The following is a 16,269-nucleotide window of genomic DNA, read 5'->3' as shown; positions in this document are numbered from 1 at the left end:
GAACAACTTCTCATTGCACCAGCCATAATACGAACAGTTAATGGTATTCCATGCCCCATTCCCGATGCCCCATTCCCCATATCGGAGTTTTTTATGTCAGAAAAACAACCAAACGAGCCAATTAGTTTTAGTCGCTTTGCCGACTGGTGCAGGCATATTGACAGTCTTTCAGAAGGAGCAAAGCACACAGTTGAAGTGTTGTTAGAAAAGGCTGGCACTGATGACGCTGAAGCAGCGGAGCAGATACTTTCAAGCATGACAACACTGAATCTCAGCAGCAATAGAATTACCGACATCAGCTTCCTCGGCTCGCTCACCAATCTGACAACACTGTATCTCGGCGACAATCAAATTACCGACATCAGCTTCCTCGGCTCGCTCACCAATCTGACAACACTGTATCTCGACAACAATCAAATTACCGACATCAGCTTCCTCGGCTCGCTCACCAATCTGACAACACTCGATCTCGACAGCAATCAAATTACCGACATCAGCTTCCTCGGCTCGCTCACCAATCTGACAGCACTCGATCTCAAGGGCAATAAAATTCGCGACATCAGCTTCCTCGGCTCGCTCACCAATCTGACAACACTCGATCTCGGCGACAATAAAATTAGCGACATCAGCTTCCTCGGCTCGCTCACCAATCTGACAACACTCGATCTCGACAGCAATCGAATTACCGACATCAGCTTACTCGGCTCGCTTACCAATCTGACAGCACTGAATCTTGAAAACAATCAAATTACCGACATCAGCGCCTTGCGATCGCTCACCAATCAGACAACACTTAATCTGGACAACAATGAAATTACCGTTCTGTGCGTGCTAGGCGAACTCGCACAGAAACGTCTTACTCTCTCAACTACGCCAATTGATGCTCAAAAAGCCACAGCAGCCATCAAAGTTGCTTATGCCGCTATTGGTCTAGAAGAACCCGAAGTTATTATTTGCAGCAGTCTCCGCGACGTTTGTCCCCAAATCTTCAACAGGCTCAAACCCGACCATTCACAAAAATGCTCAGACGAATACAGCAATAGATTGGGGAAAAATCTAGACCTGAAATGGATACCCGCTGTGGGAGAATTTGCAAGTTCGGATCTATGGGAGTATGAGCTCGATCACATGGTAATCGAGCCCGAAGCCGACAGCACACTGAGTTCGGTAATGTACAAATTGGTTGACAGCTATGTGCGATCGAAACAAACGATATGGAATGTTTTTTCCAATAATTTGTTCGGTTTTAATTGCCCTGAAACCCCCACGACTTTGTTTAAAGAAATCTATTTGACTGAATTGTATATATCTTCAGGCGTCAATATTTCCCAAAAGGCACAAGAAATACTTCGCTGCCAAAAGCTGCTTTTCGAGCATTGCGGTTTTATATTTCCCTTTGAAAAGATTTGCGCGGTGTGCGATCGCCCCCGCCACCTGCGCTTTGACAGTGAAAACCGCTTGCACGCTGAAGCAGAACCTGCGATCGAGTTTGCGGATGGATGGAATTTTTACTATTATCACGGTGTCAGATTGCCGGAACAATACGGTCAAGTGCATCCCAATTTGTGGAAAGCAGAATGGCTTTTATCTGAAGACAATGCCGAAGTTCGGCGAGTGTTAATTGAAGCAATTGGTTACGATCGCATTTGTCAAGAGTTGGCAGCAGAACAAATAGATACTTGGCAAGAATATGCACTATTAAAAATAGATAATGCGGATGTCGAGCCGATTTATTTGTTAAAAATGACTTGTCCGAGCACGGAATTCATTCATGCTTTGAGAGTACCGCCAAATGTGACATCTGCTAGGGAGGCAATTCGCTGGGTAAATGGGGGTATCGATCCAGAGGAATTTTCCGTGCAGACTTAATCTATAACAAGTCTAAATCATTCATGCAGATTTGTAGGGGTAGTGCCCCGTGCCTACCCCAACTGGACAACTGGGGGATTGCCCCTGCCTTTTATTATGCCAAATCCCCATATATAATCCACTTTATACCGATCGATAGTTGTCGCTGCTACACAAATAAAATTCACCTTCAGAGGCTTTAAGATTAAAATTGAAAAATAATTTCTGACTGTACAGATCCAAAATTAGAGATTCAGCGTATATCACTAATGAACGCAGTACAAGATTTCATAAGTTCACAGCGCTAAAAACTTAAGCTTGGCAGCTTACAGTTGCGTTGTACTTGTCATGACTATACTGCAAACTATCAAATAACGCGCTTTTATAGCCTAAAAAAATTCGGTAATATTAGCGCGTACTGCGAATTAGCGATTTTTTGTACTGAAAATCCCGCTGCTTTTAGGCACTGGGAATGTCAAATTTAGATGTGCAATATATCATGGCAGACATTAGAGGTACTATACAAGCAGACTCGCTCCCAGGCACTGCTGAAGATGATGTTATTTTTGGTTTTACGGGCAATGACGTAATTGCTGGCAATTCTGGAAATGATAGCATTTTTGGTGGAAAAGATGGCGATTCGATTGATGGGAGTTCTGGAAGAGATTCTCTGTTTGGAGATTTAGGCAGCGACAGTGTTAACGGCGGTGAAGATAACGATTTTGTATTTGGTGGCAAGAATAATGATTTGATTTTTGGCAACTCTGGCAATGATGTTTTGTCGGGAGATAGAGATACTGATATCCTGATCGGCGGAGATGGTGGTGATGTATTTGTTTTGAGTCGCTATGCTGCTGCCGATCCTTTCCTTACCAGCGGTGGTGTTAATTTAGGAAATGCTGATGCGATCGCCGATTTTGCAAACGGTACAGATTTAATCGGTTTGGCGGGCGGACTCTCTTTTGGCGACTTGAATATTCTGGAAGCCGGAAATGATACTGTGATTCAAGACCGGGTAACAGGAGAATTTCTCGCTACTCTCAGAGGTGTGAATCGAAGTGCGATCGACCAAACAGATTTCACTACTAATATTAGCAGCATTCTTCCCAATCCCCCGCCTCCAGCGCTGACAACGGCTTATGCTTTAACTCCCGATAATCGGATTGTCGGTTTTAGCCTTGCTAATCCGGGAAGTGTCATCTCAGATTTGCCTGTGACTGGATTGCAAGCGGGAGAAAGTTTGCTGGGAATTGATTACCGGCCCGCTAATGGCGTGCTTTACGGTGTGGGTTCTAGCAATCGCTTGTATACTGTCAATCCGAAAACGGGGGAAGCAAATTCAGTCGGTAGCGGGCAGTTTGCGGTTCCCCTAACTCAAGGCGCTGTGGGTTTTGATTTCAATCCGACAGTCGATCGCATTCGGTTTGTCAATCAAGCGGGTCAAAACGGTCGCCTCAATCCAGATACCGGGGCAATAGTAGATTCTGACACATTAACTGGGGGAATTCAACTCGATCGCAATTTAGTGTATGCCACGGGCGATCGCAATTTTGGCACAACTCCGGGGGCGGCTGCGGCTGCCTATGTGAATAACTTTGCGGGTGCAACTTCAACGACGCTATTCGTAATTGACAGCAATTCAGATGTTTTGGTGAGACAAGATCCGCCGAATAATGGAGTGTTAAATACGATCGGATCTTTGGGAGTTGATGCAACTAGCATTCTCGGCTTTGATATCAGAAGTATTGGCGGCCGCGATGTCGCAGTGGCCGCGCTAGAAGTCGGGGGAATTTCGGGCTTGTACAACATTAATTTAAGTACCGGTCAAGCTTCTTTTACTGGTAGAATTGCCGACGGAAGACAGATTAACGGTTTGGCATTGCCTTTGCCTACAGCTTACGCCTTAACTGTCAGAAATGGCGCCGAAAGAATCGTCGGTTTTAACGAAGCGGCACCGCGGACTTTACTCAGCGACACAGCAGTAACGGGATTGCAGCCGGGAGAAAGTTTGCTGGGAATTGATTTTCGTCCTGCTAACGGTTTGCTTTACGGTTTAGGTAGTAGCAATCGATTGTACGCGATCGATCCGGTGACTGGGGCTGCAAGTCAACTCGGTAGCGGACAATTCGCCGTACCGCTGACTCCGGGGGCTGCCGGTTTAGATTTCAATCCCACAGTCGATCGAATTCGGTTTGTCAATCAAGCGGGAGAAAACGGTCGGATTAACCCAGATACGGGGGCAATTGTCGATTTTGACACGTTAACCGGAGGAATTCAACTCGATCGCAATTTGACTTATGCGACGGGCGATCGTAATTTTAACAATCCTCCCGTAGGCGCCGGGGCTGCCTATGTGAATAACTTTGCCGGGGCGACTTCGACAACTCTGTTTGTAATTGACAGCAATTTGGATGTTTTGGTGAGACAAGATCCGCCGAATAATGGAGTATTAAATACGATCGGATCTTTAGGGATTGATGCTTCTAGCGTTCTCGGCTTTGATCTCAGGAGTGTCGGCGGTAACGAGACAGCTTTGGCTGCGATCGATGTTGGCGGAGTTTCGAGTTTGTACAATATTAATCTGACAACCGGTCAAGCTTCCATTGTCGGTCAAATTGGCGACGGGCGATCGATTAAAGGTTTGGCACTGACCTTAATTTAAATGCTAGATTAAAAGCGATTTTAGATTGACTTTAGGGCAATCTAAAATCGACTTGTATTGCATTTATTCGCTCTCATATCTGGAAAACATCTGCGTCGATCTACCTAGAATCTCCGGTTTCGCGATCGTTCAAAGATTTATGCAATGCAAGTCTAATCGTTTGGGCAATTCCCAATTCCCAATTCCCAATTCCCAATTTGATGTAACATATTATTTTGACAATAAAGATAAAATGTTATCTCAAGTTTTTTACTTACTGCGTTCTCGTGCTGACGGCAAATATATCAGCGCTTGTCCCAACCCTGATTCGGCGGTGAGTTACCTGCTGATGTTTCGCGAAGACTATGATGCTTTGAGCTATCTCAACGCTCACGCTGCTGATGTTGCCGATCGATTTGGGGTAGAATCGATTTCCGGTTCTCAGGTGAAAACGCTGCTTCAGCGTTGGGGATTCAACGGTGTGGGGGTTGTTCAAGACCCGCTGTTACCGAATATTGAGTTTTTATTGACAAAGAATTGACAATTGACAAGATTTGCGCTTCACCCGTTTTCTAGCAGAAATCGGGTTTTTTGCTGAAGTTTTGAGGCGATCGCCCGATCGACCTTCCCGAGTCCGAAGCCCCATATTTAGTGCAAATTGTCAAATTTGTCAAGGTTTTACCCTAAATCTGAATCCTGTTGTATATTCATAGTCTGTTGATATATTCCGACACGTCAGTACACAACCTATGGTTCGAGAATTAGAGCGATCGAGTGCCCGCGAGAAACGTCACCTGTCCGATTTCCCCGAAACAGCACCCGCAGCCAATCCAGTATTTTTCAGGACGTACAGCCGTCGTACCGACACGGGAAGGGAGACTTGGGCCGATGTGTGCGATCGAACCGTCAAGGGCTTGGCATCGCTCGGAAACCTCACCTCCGAAGAAACACAGCTCCTACACCGGATGCAAAACGAGCTCAAAACCCTCGCTTCCGGCCGCTGGCTGTGGGTGGGCGGTAGCAACTGGATTGAGCAACCAGAGAATTTTTCCGGCGCATATAATTGCTCCTCAACAAATATTATCGACTGGCGGGCCTTTGGCTTGTTGATGGATTTGGCAATGATGGGCTGCGGCACCGGTGCAGTTTTGGAACCCAAATACATCAACCAATTGCCACCGATTAGCAACCGCTTAACCGTGACAATGCAAGGTGAAATCGGCTCTACACCCGCTGAATTGCGCCGTCAAGAAACCGAAGTAAAAATAGCTGAAAAAACCGCAACTATTTATGTCGGAGATTCCCGTCAAGGTTGGGTGAAATCCTATCAAGCTTTGTTGGAATTGTCCACAGATGAAAGATTTGCCGGAGAAGTTCAAGTTTACATCGATTTGAGCGATGTCCGCCCCGTGGGAGAGCCTTTAAAAGGTTTTGGTGGAGTCGCAAATCCAGTCAAATTGCCTGACCTTTATCAACGTTGCTCAGCAATTTTGAATAAAGCTTTCGGACGGCAGTTGAATTCAGTTGAATGCTGCGTATTGATAGATGAAGCTGCGGTCACAATTGTGGCTGGTAATATTCGGAGATCCGCCGGAATTCGTCAGTTTACTTTTGATGACGAACTGGGAGCAAATGCTAAAAACAACTTGTGGCAACAAGACGATCAAGGCAACTGGAAAATAGATCCAGAACGCGATGCTTTGAGAATGGCCAACCATACCCGTGTTTTCCATGCCAAACCGACATTAGAAGAATGTATTGATGCTGTTCGCAAACAGTATTATTCTGGTGAAGGTGCAATTCAATGGGCTGGTGAAGCTGTAGCTAGAGCTAACGTTGATTTACTTTCAACACCTAGTCTTAAAATTGAGTTCTTGAAAGCTTACGACGAAGGAAAAGCTAAACAGTGGTTGCAGGAACGCTATCCTGACATGACTGCGGAAGAATTAGAGCATCGGTCAGTCCGTTTGGGCTTAAACCCGTGTGGTAAGTAATTTTGCCTCACGTTAAAAACCTCGCAAAATCGGAGAAGACTGAGATGTTAATTCCGAGGTAAGTAAGGGAATTAAAAGTCCTTTACCACCGTAGAGCGTACCAGGTGAACCTTCTTAATTGAAGAACATAATCCTGGCAAGAGTGCGGGGCATTTACAACTAAAGTAAATGAAAAAGTACGCCGAGCTACAGATAAAATGGAATCTGTAGAACTAGAGGATAAAAAGCCTTTAGGATAACAAAACTGGAAATTATTGGCTCTAACTTCCACTGTGTCAGTGGCGACACTTTGCTAATTACTAAAGACGGACTACATCAAATAAAGGATGTTGTTGGAAGTGAAATCGAAATTTGGAATGGTCAAAGATGGAGCTCCGTCACACCATTTCAGACAGCGAGTAATACCAAGGTTGGACGACGCAAACTTTACCGTGTAAAGTTTGCTGATGGTACTTATCTGGATGCCACAGAATATCATCGTTTCTTTGTCAAGGATCGCTTTGGTAAAGTTTACCAAGAAGTTCAAACCAAAGACTTGATGGATACAAGTCGATATAGCATTCATACTGAACCTTTTACAATTCAGTACGAAGATGGCATGAATATCGATTCAGGTTATGCTTACACTTTGGGTGTGGCTGTAGGAGATGGAACTACAGACCAAAATGACAATGCAAAAGTTCGACTTTACGAAGGCAAAATGGCATTGTCAGTAGCAGGAAATAAGTCGCCTGAAAGAAACTATGACTATTTACCTGTTTTCACAGATGTAACTAACTTGAGCTTTTCTGGAGAATTTCTGAAAAGTTTGAAAGTTAACCCGGAAGCACTAAATGTAATTGCGAGTTGGAATCGGCAAGCAATTTTACATTTTATTGCTGGATTAGCCGATACGGACGGATCGAATACCAATAGTAATGGTATCAGAATTTATCTTTCCGATCGCGATCGGGCTTTCAGAGTTCAGTTACTTTTGACCAAGTGTGGCATTAGCTCATCGCTAAATCTTTGTGCTCATCAAGGATCAGTCACTAATTACGGTGTCCGAAGCCGGGATTTGTACTACTTGCAAATTACTGACTGTGGTGAAATTCCTTGTCAGCGGTTAGATGTGAGCAAAGGGACGAAGGCTAAAGGTAAAGGTAAATGGCAAGTTGTCAGAAGTGTCGAAGAATTACCAGGATTGCATGATACTTACTGTTTCAATGAACCAGAGTTTCATAAGGGAGTTTTCGGCAATACCCTAACTGGAAACTGTAATCTTTCTGAGGTTCACCTCAATCAAATCGACCCTTACAACTTCAAAGAACAAGAAGAAGCTTTCACCGCCGCAGGTTTATCTGTCGCGGTACTTCTCAATCACAAATTTAGCGAACCTCGCTATCAATATAGCCGCGAATTAGACCCGATTGTCGGCGTATCTTTCACGGGATTATTCGATTTCTTCGTTCATGCTTTTGGCGTTGAGTGGCTGCGCTGGTGGGTGGAAGGTCGCCCGCAAACTGCACAGGGAATTGCGTTTAAACAGCGGGAAGAAGAGTATTTGACTGGTTGGCGGGAAATTGTCGATCGCGTAGTATGGGATTATTGCGATCGGCATTCATTGAAACGCCCCAATCGCTGCACAACCGTCCAACCATCGGGTACAAAATCTCTACTGACAGGTGCTTCTCCCGGCTGGCATCCCCCCAAATCCCAGCGTTTCATTCGCCGAATCACTTTCGGCAAAAACGACCCTGTAGCCCTCGCCTGCATCGACTACGGATACAACGTAATTCCGTCCCAATCTGACAAAGATGAAAACGGTAATTTGCTGAACAATCCCTTTGACGAACGCTGTACAGAATGGCTAGTAGAAATACCCGTGGCTGTCAGTTGGGCGGATTTACCCGGTGCTGATGAAATTGAGATCAACAAATTCTCAGCGGCGGCACAAATGGACTTTTATATGCAAGTGCAAAAGTTCTACGTGCGGCACAACACCAGCGCGACGATTGAGTTGCGAGAAAATGAAGTTGAAAGTTTGGGTACGCGGATTTATGAAGCTATTCGCGACGACGAAGGCTACATTTCGGCTGCACTTTTGTCTCGCTTTGATGCCCTAGAAACTTTCCCACGTTTGCCTTTTGAACCGATCGCAAAAGCAACTTACGAGACGATGTTGAAAGACGTTTTAGTGCGCCGTCAAATTGATATTTTTCAGGTGGCACTGAGTCGTTATGACTTGGGTGAAATGATGGATTCAGGGCCTGCGGGCTGCGATTCCGATAAGTGTTTGATGCCTGAGACTAAGACTATGTAATCGCCTTTTATTAAATCCCCCAAAAATGGGGGATTTTTTATGTTTAATTTCAGGTTGACAAAATCGTAGGGGCGGGTTCACCAACCATAATTGCCTAAAAGTAACAATCTCGTAAACCCGCCCCCACCCAACGAATAATTGTCAGATCGTGTCCGATAAATCGCGCATAATATATAAGCCGGGGCGGGTTTTTGAAATTGTCGGTTTTTGGCAAATATTGTTGGTGAACCCGCCCCTACAAGATCGTGGTCAATCGATCGGACATGATATCACTAGAAAAGAAAGAACTCATTTACAATTCTGAATTAAACGGAAATGATATAACAGCCCGATCGTACAATTAAAACTAGCCTGTTTTTTAGAATATGAAAATTCGCTGTATTGCCAACAAAGGAGCTGACCTGCCGGAAAATTATCTAAATCCACCGCTAGACATTACCAAAGAAACAGAATTTAAACTGATAGTAGGTAAAGAGTATATTGTCTACGCTATCTCTGAATGGCAAGGGAATTTATCGTACTATATTTGCGATGAGCGCTATACTTATTATCCTCTAGAGAATCCAGCCCCGTTATTTGAGATAGTTGATGCCAGATATTCTCGGTACTGGCAAGTGCAATTAGCAACTAACGGTTTGTTAGAGATTGCTTTTGAACATTGGTTCTCCATACCTAATTTTTACGATCAACTAACTGACGGAGAAACAGAAACTGTTTTGATTTTTGAGAAAATCAAAGAGCTCATGGATGCTGAAGCTGCAATTCCTCAACCGCAACCTTTCTCCGTTGAGGAATTGCTCGCGATGCCGACCTTGCAACCCGACAAACTCGCAAAAGTACCTGGTTGAAATTATGTCTGACAATCAAAATAAACCTAGAGAATACGATGCCGTCAAGGGCGGTCAAAATTCAATTCCGGTCAATGCTGCTGTACTCGGAGGCATCGCCGGCGTTAAACGCCGCTTAGCCTCGTCCGCGATCGAAGTTAGAATCGCCGCACTCTCCGAAGCGCCCAAATATGGGGAAGCAGGCTTAGATTTGATACTTGGAGCATTGCAGGATGAGTCAATGCAGGTGAAATCTGCTGCTTTTTTACTGCTGAAAGATCGGGATGAGGAGAATATAAAACAATGTTTACAAAACCATTTTCCTCTCTTTGGGTTTTATGTTATCACAGTCGATGCGGATGGACAAAAAAACAGTCGTCGTAAGTCATTTGCTCGATTTTTTCCAGAAGATTTAGGTAATGGTATTGTACTGGAAATGGTTTACATTCCCGGTGGCACATTTATGATGGGTTCCCCCAACGACGAAGCAGGACGAGAGGATGACGAAAGCCCGCAGCATCAAGTCACAGTACCAGCTTTTTATGCAGGGAAATACCCCATCACTCAAGCACAGTGGGAAGCCGTCATGGGAAACAACCCATCGTACTTGAAAGGTGAAAAACTTCCTGTTGAATGTGTATCCTGGTATGATGCTGTCGAATTTTGTGAGAAACTGTCGGAAACAACTGGGAAAACATATCGCTTACTGAGTGAAGCGGAATGGGAATACGCCTGTCGTGCGGGTACAACAACCCCATTTCATTTTGGCGAAACGATTACCCCGGAATTAGTCAACTACATAACCGAATCAAACGAACCCACAGATGTGGGGAGTTTTCCCCCCAATGCTTTTGGGTTGTACGATATGCACGGGAATGTTGAGGAATGGTGCAGCGATAAATGGCTTGACAATTATGATGGTGCACCGACTGACGGAAGTTCTTGGGAATCAGGAAACAATTGTCGGATGTTGCGCGGTGGTTCGTGGGCCAACGATCCGAGCAATTGCCGATCGGCTGTTCGTAGCTGCGAACAGCCGATCTATGGCGAGAGATTCAACGGTTTTCGGGTTGCGTGTGTTGCTGCACAACCACCAACACCAAATAAAATCATAGCTGACGAAAAACTAAGTCCAGCAGAGACCTTTCAATTTGAAGTCATCACACTCTACCAATGGGGAAGGATCGTCAAAACAGAACAGCGACAAGCCGAATACTTTAGTGAAAACCTAGGGCGCGGTGTCAGCTTAGAAATGGTAAAGATTCCCGGCGGCACATTTACGATGGGCCCCCCTGACATCTACACAGTTAGTGGCGATCGAATTCCGCAGTATCGAGTCACAGTACCGACATTTTATGCAGGTAAATACGCCATCACCCAAGAACAGTGGGAAGCAGTTATGAGAAACAACCCATCGTGCTTTAAAGGTGAAAAACGTCCTGTAGAAAATGTATCCTGGTATGATGCTGTCAAATTTTGTGAGAAACTGTCGCAAACAACTAGGAAAACATATCGCTTACTGAGTGAAGCCGAATGGGAATACGCCTGTCGTGCGGGTACAACAACCGCATTCCATTTTGGGGAAACCTGTCACTGTATATCTCCAGAAGTAGTCAACTATGACACAAACTACTCCACAGATGTGGGAAGTTTTCCCCCCAATGCTTTTGGGTTGTACGATATGCACGGGAATGTTTGGGAATGGTGCAGCGATAAATGGCATGATAATTATGATGCTGCACGGACTGACGGAAGTTCTTGGGAAACGGGAACAAACAATCATCGGCTGATGCGCGGTGGTTCGTTTTACAGTGATTTTAACTGTCAATCGGCTACTCGTGACCACAGTGCGCCGAACGATGTCTACTGGGCCCGCGGTTTTCGAGTTGCGTGTGTGGCTGCGTAGACTTTCTAGCTTTTTACACTTTTGCCCTTTTGCCCTTGGCGATTAGAAATCGCTTCACCTCAAAGAAAGTCCCAGCAGAGAGGGACTAAGAAAATATAACCATATTCTGCGTTATTTGAAAATATCTTTCCGCTTCTGCAACAGCAAAGTTACGGTCAAATAAACGGCGGCGTGCAATCCTAAAATTCCCCAATTCAAGGCTAAGTTTTGCCAAGTTGGTTCGTAGACGGCGCTTTTCTCGAATAACTGCGGTAGGATTGTTCGATCGGGTAATTCGATCGGCTTTGGCACCATCGCGTTCACGTTAACCAAGCTACCGTAAGCACCCACAGACCAGCGGCTTACCGTCAACCACGAGATATACTGACCGATTTTCTCGATTTTAAACAAACTTCCCAGACTGAACAAGACTCCCGAAAAAATAATTTGCGGCACTAACAGCAAAGGCAAAGCACTGTTGGCCTGACTGCCATTCTTCACAAATGCCGATACCATCAATCCCAAACTCATGCTAGCCAACAGCGTTAAAAATACTGTAATTCCCAAACCCAGCGGCCAAGCGATTATATCCGGTGACGGCTGTTTAAAACCAATTAAAATTACTGCGGTCATTAGCACTGTTTGCAACAAGGCCAATCCTCCCAGCACCAGAAACTTGGAACCGACATAGGGCAGTAAACCTAAATTCACCAATCTTTCTCGCTGGTAAACGGCTGATTCTTTGACAATTTCTTGCAGAGAACTGGACAAACCTACCCAAATAGCTGCCGATGTAAATACAAACAAAATTCGCAAAGCTAAAAAAGCCAGCGCTGGATCGTCTGCTGTTCCGGTAACTAGCGGTTCTATATCTTTGATTCCGGCTAGCAAAATCGGGCAAACAGCAGCAGTTAACAGTCCTAAACCAACGTTAACTGGGTCGCGTAAAGTTAGCTTGAAATAGCGATCGGCGAGGATAAACAGTTGTTTGATTGGGGAAACTTTGGCGGGTTGGGGAAGTTTGACTGGAGGTGCTTGTTTTTGCGGTGCTTTTGGACTTAAGGGCGCGGTTATGTACCGCTGGTAATAGGCGGAATTCCGATAGGTATTCGCCCATTCTTTGATGACCTTTTCGCCGATTTCTAACTCGTTATAAATATTGGCAAAGTCTGCTTGATGAACTCCAAAGAAATTTGCAGCATCTGCGGGCGGGCCGAAGTAGCAAAGGTAGCCGTTGCGGCCGAGAAAAACTAGGCGATCGCACAAATTGACATTTGCCGTAGCGTGCGTCACCAAAACCACCGTCCGACCTTTATCTGCCAAATTCCGCAGCAGTTCCATCATCTTTTTATCCAGCCCCGGATCTAGTCCAGAAGTTGGTTCGTCCAAGAAAAACAACTTCGGATCTGCAAGCAATTCGACGCCGATGCTAACCCGCTTTCTCTGTCCGCCACTAAGGTCTTTTACAAGGGTTTTTCGCTTGTCCAACATCTCAATATCGGTCAGAGTTTTTGTCAAAACTTGCTCGACATCGACATCCGGCGGCAAGCGCAATTTAATTGCGTAAGTTAGGGCTTCTGTAACTGTTAATTCGCCGTGGACTATATCATCCTGAGGCACGTAACCGATTAAAGAACTGTAGCATTCAAAGTTTTTCCGCAATTCGTCGCCGTTGACGTAAACGGCGCCACGATTTGTGGTTTCAATTCCCAGCAAGGTTCGCATTAATGTGGATTTCCCCGCGCCGCTTCCTCCGACTAACGCCACTAACTGTCCGGGTTCAATTACTAGGGAAATATCGTTGACAAAAGGTCGGTTTAAGTTAATTGCTTCTAAGCCGATCGCGTTTCCCGGATCGATAACTGTTAATTCTTCATTTTGATAAATTAGCAGAAAAGGGCCGATGCGAATTTTGGCGCCTTCGGTTAAAACGGCTGTTTTTTGGATGCGTTGGCCGTTAATAAATACGCCGTTAGCGCTGGTGTCTGTGAGAATGTATTCTCCGCGTTTGTTGGCGTCGATCGCACAATGGCTGCGGGAGACGATCGGCGAATTTAACTCTAGCGTAGAAGTGCGATCGCGCCCCAAGACGACCGATCGATTTCGCAGAGACACAGACTCCCGCGAACCCAAAACGGCCAGCGCCGGACTTCCGGGATTGAAATAACTCACCCGCACCGGATTTCTCAAATCCGTACCAATCCGCAACTCGATTCCGTGTCGCAAAACGCAGCCTTGAGTCGGAGTTACAGGAGTTTCAGTCGGAAGCACAAATAACCCGCTACTGCTGGGTTTGAGGCCGTCGCCGTCATAGATGCGATAGTCGTCCCCTTCTTGGCGCAAAATCGCTTGACATCTCGACAGCTTCTCCCAATCTTTGGGAACCAGCAAGTCAGCTTGTTGGGGATTTCGTCCCAGTACGTGTTCAGTCTTGGTCAGTTCCAAGCGTACCACTTCGCCTTGATAGTCGATTTCTAAATAGGGGCTGGCGATTAAGTTTGTTTTCTTATGGGTTTGACCTGTCATATGATTTTAGATTTTAGATTTTAGATTTTAGATTTTAGATTGTGCGAGAATTTAGTACCCAGCATCCAGCGTGCCAGCTTTTTTAGTGCGATCGTCCCCGATCGCACAGGTGATATAAGACTCCCGAGCGTCCCAGCTCGCACTCCAACAAAAAAATGCTTTTTACAAAAATGAGATTCTCTCATTCAGTATTCAAAACATGAGTAATGTTATATCATGTTTAATAATCAATGCTGACAAGCACCGCACTAATTCCAAGCTATCCCCAATTCGGATAGCTTTCAGGAAGCTGCTTTGGCACGAGATACTATTTCTACCAAGCTAATTCCTCCATACCATGAGCTACTGCATTAATCCCAACTGCCGCCATCCAGAAAATCTTGACACTATCAATTTTTGCCAAACTTGCGGATCTGAGTTGCTAATCAACGCACGCTATCGGGTAATTGCTGTTTTGGGACAAGGAGGATTTGGTAAAACTTTTGCAGTCAGAGACAGAGACGGTACTCAGAAAGTGTTGAAAGTTCTGATGAACAACGATACTCTAGGTGTGGAACTTTTTCAGAGAGAAGCTCACGTTTTGCAGCGGCTGAAGCATCCGGGACTCCCGACAGTTGAATCTGAAGGCTATTTTACTTTCAGAGTTAAGGGTACTGATAAATCTTTGCACTGTCTGGTGATGGAGAAAATTGAAGGTAAAAATTTGCAGCAGTGGTTGGAAGCTCATAATTACCAACCTATTTCTTCGGAACTAGCTATTGACTGGTTGACACAACTGACGGAAATATTGAATCTCGTTCACAATCAAAATTATTTTCACCGAGATATTAAGCCGCAAAATGTCATGTGCCGGTCGAACGGAAAATTAGTATTAATTGATTTTGGGGCGGTGCGGGAAGTTACAGAAACTATTCAGAGAGCAACTGGAGAAGTAACTCGCATTTCTTCGATGGGTTACACTCCCGAAGAACAAAAAAAGGGCAAGGCTGAGCCACGTTCTGATTTTTTTGCTTTGGGCCGGAATTTTGTGTATTTGCTGACGGCTCAAGAACCGAGAAATTTGCAGGAAGATCCGCGATCGGGTAAATTGATTTGGCGGAATGTGGCGACTCAAACATCGAAGCCGCTAGCAGATTTGATTGATGATTTGATGGCTTATTTTCCGAAAGACAGGCCAAAAGATACTCAAGTTCTTTTGCAGCGACTTGGTAAACTGAGCGATCGCCCGCCATCGCCATCTCCCGATCGCAGAACTCGTAGATTTGCTTTGGGATGGAAGCCGGCTTTAATGGGACTCGGAGTTGCTGGGGCGATCGCCATTTCCGCCTTCGCAATCCAACATTTCTCTAAAACTCAAGTTGAAAATTTATTAAGTTATCAAAGTTCGACCCATCAGTTTAAAATCAAATACCCTGAAAAGTGGGAAAAACAAGAGTTACAAAATCCAGTAATTAACGATGTGGTTGTATTCATAGCCCCCAAAAAGAACACCGCTGATGCTTATCAAGAACAAATTACTGTCAGCATAGAAGATTTGCCAAAACCGATGTCTCTCGATGAATACAATCAATCGTCTCTCAAGCAAATTAAAACAAATTTTACTGATGTTAAAATTTTAGAAGAAAATCCTAAAACGATTGCTAATCATCGAGGTTATACAGTTGTTTTTGATGATAAAGACGGACAAACCAATACCAAAAAAATGCAAACTTGGACGTTGATGAATAATAAAGCTTACGTGATTACTTACACTGCGGAGAAATCAGAGTATTCGGACTATTTGAAAACGGCTGAAAATATGATGAATTCCTTTGAGATTAACTAATTCAGTTGTTTGTAGTAAGGACTTTAGTCCTGATTCTAGGATCGCGAGTCTAATACCAATTTTCAACGAAATAACAATATTCTTGTTCCCCCCTTTAACAAGGGGGGGCTAGGGGGGGTCTTCGAGTATTGTACAACTTCAGATAAATGGTATAACAATCGCGACCGGAGACGATCGCACTGTTAAAAAAAATACTTTTTGCACTCCTTCATATCAAATCCACTCTTCATCAGAATGATTCATCTCTCTATCCTCTCCCTCTGTGTCCTCTGCGGCCTCTGCGGTTTAATCATTCCGGTAAAACCAGAATTAATATGAAATACTGATTCTTTTACGCTGAACATTTCTCAACATAGCTGTGCAATGCTGGAGATGTAACGATCGCAATTCCGTCATGGCTGACAGAACAGGTCGAATCCGA

The 16,269-nt window shown here is 44.8% G+C and carries 9 protein-coding genes; 8 read left to right on the top strand and 1 reads right to left on the bottom strand.

All coding sequences use genetic code 11. The features are described from left to right. Window positions 1-93: 93 nt before the first annotated feature. The 7 genes from JGK16_RS24970 to JGK16_RS24940 all read left to right on the top strand — a co-directional run bounded on the left by JGK16_RS24970 (window position 94) and on the right by JGK16_RS24940 (window position 11,518). The gene (locus tag JGK16_RS24970; RefSeq protein ID WP_293193049.1) at window positions 94-1,869 is read left to right on the top strand and encodes a leucine-rich repeat domain-containing protein; all 1,776 of its coding nucleotides are present in this window, start codon (window positions 94-96) and stop codon (window positions 1,867-1,869) included. Between the two features lie 451 nt (window positions 1,870-2,320). Then, on the top strand, window positions 2,321-4,510 hold the full coding sequence (locus tag JGK16_RS24965) for a DUF4394 domain-containing protein (RefSeq protein WP_293193051.1): 2,190 nt from the start codon (window positions 2,321-2,323) through the stop codon (window positions 4,508-4,510). Between the two features lie 232 nt (window positions 4,511-4,742). After that, on the top strand, window positions 4,743-5,030 hold the full coding sequence (locus JGK16_RS24960) for a hypothetical protein (protein WP_293179815.1): 288 nt from the start codon (window positions 4,743-4,745) through the stop codon (window positions 5,028-5,030). 208 nt (window positions 5,031-5,238) lie between these two features. Then, window positions 5,239-6,483, top strand: a complete 1,245-nt coding sequence (gene nrdJ, locus JGK16_RS24955) for a ribonucleoside-triphosphate reductase, adenosylcobalamin-dependent (RefSeq protein WP_293193053.1) — start codon at window positions 5,239-5,241, stop codon at window positions 6,481-6,483. 235 nt (window positions 6,484-6,718) lie between these two features. Then, a complete protein-coding gene (nrdJ, locus tag JGK16_RS24950; protein WP_366517179.1) occupies window positions 6,719-8,785 on the top strand; it encodes a ribonucleoside-triphosphate reductase, adenosylcobalamin-dependent in 2,067 nt (688 codons plus the stop codon). A gap of 365 nt (window positions 8,786-9,150) precedes the next feature. Next, the gene (locus JGK16_RS24945) at window positions 9,151-9,633 is read left to right on the top strand and encodes a hypothetical protein (RefSeq protein WP_293179788.1); all 483 of its coding nucleotides are present in this window, start codon (window positions 9,151-9,153) and stop codon (window positions 9,631-9,633) included. A 4-nt stretch (window positions 9,634-9,637) separates the two neighbouring features. After that, entirely contained in the window at window positions 9,638-11,518 is a 1,881-nt protein-coding gene (locus JGK16_RS24940) for an SUMF1/EgtB/PvdO family nonheme iron enzyme (RefSeq protein ID WP_293179791.1), read from the top strand. 111 nt (window positions 11,519-11,629) lie between these two features. Here the strand turns inward: JGK16_RS24940 and JGK16_RS24935 are convergent, their stop codons facing one another. Further along, the gene (locus JGK16_RS24935; RefSeq protein ID WP_293193055.1) at window positions 11,630-14,023 is read right to left on the bottom strand and encodes an ATP-binding cassette domain-containing protein; all 2,394 of its coding nucleotides are present in this window, start codon (window positions 14,021-14,023) and stop codon (window positions 11,630-11,632) included. 337 nt (window positions 14,024-14,360) lie between these two features. On the opposite strand from JGK16_RS24935, the gene JGK16_RS24930 reads away from it, so the two are divergent. Beyond that, entirely contained in the window at window positions 14,361-15,848 is a 1,488-nt protein-coding gene (locus JGK16_RS24930) for a serine/threonine-protein kinase (RefSeq protein ID WP_293179797.1), read from the top strand. The last annotated feature ends 421 nt before the right edge of the window (window positions 15,849-16,269 follow it).

Source organism: Microcoleus sp. PH2017_09_SFU_O_A, from assembly GCF_020738625.1.
GTDB lineage: Bacteria > Cyanobacteriota > Cyanobacteriia > Cyanobacteriales > Microcoleaceae > Microcoleus.
The sequence above is the reverse complement of the archived record's forward strand: the minus strand, read 5'-3'. Positions and strand labels throughout refer to the sequence as shown.